A 1,875-nucleotide genomic window follows, 5' to 3' on the forward strand; every position below is an offset into this window, starting at 1 on the left:
ATCTGGGTGAACAGTGGCACAGCAGAGGCAAGAACGACAAGGCCCGCAAGCACTACGTCGAGGCCGTGTGATGGGAGCCCGACTGCGTGCCCGCCTACAACAACCTCGCCAAGATCCTCGCGGCGGAAGGCAAACACGCCGAGGCGACGGAGGTCTGCCGGCGAGGCCTGATCTTCTCGCCCGACAGCGCCGTCCTCCACTGCACTCTGGGGACGCTGCTCGCCCGACAGGGACAGCGGACCGAGGCGATCAAGGAATTCCAGACCGCCCTGCGATTCGACCCGAATTCGGCGCCGGCCCGCGACTCACTGAGAATCCTCCTGAATGGACCGAACTGATCACACTCGACGAAGGAACGCACCGGGACCGTGCATGATGGCCCTCTTGCGGGTCTTGACGCTGCTCGTGTCCGTATCAGCAACGACCGGCGATTGCTTCGCAACCTCGTGGGCCTGTCACGTGATCGATGATTCCTCGCGGGGAGCCGATGGCATCAAGCTGGCGGACATCGACGGAGACGCTCTGCTCGACATCGCCACCGGCTGGGAGGAAGGCGGCGTCACCCGGGCCTATCTGAATCCCGGTCCGGCCGACTCCGGCGAGCCCTGGTCCGCCGTGACGGTTGGACACACGACCTCCGTGGAAGACGCCGTCTGGGCGGACCTCGACGCCGACGGCGCAACCGACATCGTAACCTGCTGCGAAGGCGACACACGTACCATGTTCGTGAACTGGGCCCCCACCGACAAAGATCGCCTGCTGTCGGCGTCGGCCTGGAGGCAGGAGGAAATCCCTGCCACGAAGGATCGAATGCAGTGGATGTACGCGCGGCCCGTCGATGTGGACGGCCACAACGGCATCGATCTTATCGCCGGGGGCAAGAATCGCGATGCCCAACTCGGATGGCTCGAATCGCCACCCGATCCATGTCACATGGAGGACTGGCGATGGCATCCGATCTCGGAGGCCGGCTGGATCATGTCCATCCTGCCCTGCGATATGGATCACGACGGGGACGTGGACATTCTGATCACGGACCGAAAAGGTCCGGCACGCGGCTGTCGCTGGCTGGAGAACCCCGGACGAGGCGCCGCCCAGAGTCAGCCATGGTCCAGTCATTTCGTCGGCGGACAAGATCGAGAAGTCATGTTCGCCGCAATGGCTGACCTGGACCGCGACGGCCTGGAGGACCTGCTGGTCGCGAGCAAGCCGGCGGAGGTCCTGTACCTGCGGCGTCTTGACGCCACCGGCAGGAGGTGGACCGAGTCCCGAATCGCCTTCCCGGCGAACATGGGCGGCGCCAAGGGGATCGCCGCCGGCGACATCGATCTGGACGGGCAACTCGACATCGTGATCTCTTGCGAGGGCGCCGTCCCGCCGAAGTCAGGGGTCAGGTGGCTCTCGTACGGGGAATCGCCCTTCGAACCGACGTGGCATGGGCACGAGATCAGCGGTCCGGCGGGCATCAAGTACGACCAGATCGAACTGCTCGATCTCGACGCGGACGGCGACCTCGACGTGCTGACATGCGAAGAGCAGCACGAAGCCAAGGGGCTCGGCGTCGTCTGGTACGAGAATCCCGCTCGATAGGAAGAAGGTGTGCGGTGCACGCCCTACTGCGGAACTCAATTGGCGACTCGTTCGACTATAGGATGGAGTGAGCGAGGACGCTCGCCCTACCCGACAGCCCAGGAGTGTGAACAATGCAGAGGACCACAAAAGCCGCGACACGATACCATGCGATAGCCACCGCTCTGATCCTTGTCCTCGCAGGCGGCGCCTTGCAGGCGGCAGCCGACGCCAACGCGTCCTGCCCGTACTTTGCGATTCAGGTCGTGGACCGCCAGACCGGTCGCGGCGTACCACTGGTCGAAT

Annotated in this window: 1 protein-coding gene and 1 pseudogene; both read left to right on the plus strand. The window is 64.3% G+C overall.

All coding sequences use genetic code 11. From position 1 onward, the window contains the following. Positions 1-77 precede the first annotated feature (77 nt). A pseudogene (locus GXY33_18065) lies at positions 78-338 on the plus strand (tetratricopeptide repeat protein). Between the two features lie 121 nt (positions 339-459). Continuing rightward, positions 460-1,590 (plus strand): VCBS repeat-containing protein, encoded by a 1,131-nt coding sequence (locus GXY33_18070; GenBank protein NLX07048.1) that lies wholly within the window; start codon positions 460-462, stop codon positions 1,588-1,590. The last annotated feature ends 285 nt before the right edge of the window (positions 1,591-1,875 follow it).

The sequence above is a fragment of the Phycisphaerae bacterium genome (genome assembly GCA_012729815.1).
Taxonomy (GTDB): Bacteria; Planctomycetota; Phycisphaerae; order JAAYCJ01; family JAAYCJ01; genus JAAYCJ01.